This is a genomic window from Ammonifex thiophilus, from assembly GCF_003368535.1.
Lineage (GTDB): Bacteria > Bacillota > Desulfotomaculia > Desulfotomaculales > Ammonificaceae > Ammonifex > Ammonifex thiophilus.
Window position 1 is genome coordinate 1 of the sequence record NZ_QSLN01000072.1, and the last position, 355, is coordinate 355.

Annotated in this window: 1 protein-coding gene; it reads right to left on the bottom strand. The window is 60.0% G+C overall.

The window, feature by feature from the left end; genetic code table 11:
* Window positions 1-355 (bottom strand): DUF6531 domain-containing protein (locus tag DXX99_RS11625; RefSeq protein ID WP_165847850.1); only part of this gene is annotated, 355 nt, incomplete at both ends.

The window sequence follows — 355 nt, forward strand, 5'->3', positions numbered from 1 at the left end:
GGGAGGAGTATTTTCCTACGCCCAGGTTGACGAAAAGGTTTTTCCGGTTGGCGTTCCAGCAGAGCAGCACGTCTCCCTTCGGGGTGAACTCCAGGTGGAGCTCGAAGTTGTGCCCCCACCCCTTGCCCAGGGGTCCCTCCTTAAGGAGAAGAGAGCAGTAGGATATCTTGAAGGGGATCTCCTGCGCCCCGTGCAGGGCGAGAAGGGTGCGTTCTAAAAGGTGTGCCTCCGTGCCGGTGTCTACCGGCTCGGCGTAAAGCGAGCCACCTCGCAGGGAGGGATCTACCTTCTCTACGTTGGGGAAGGCGTTCTTACCGGTATAGGGAGGCGAGGTGTAGCGCCAGGCGGTGTAGGT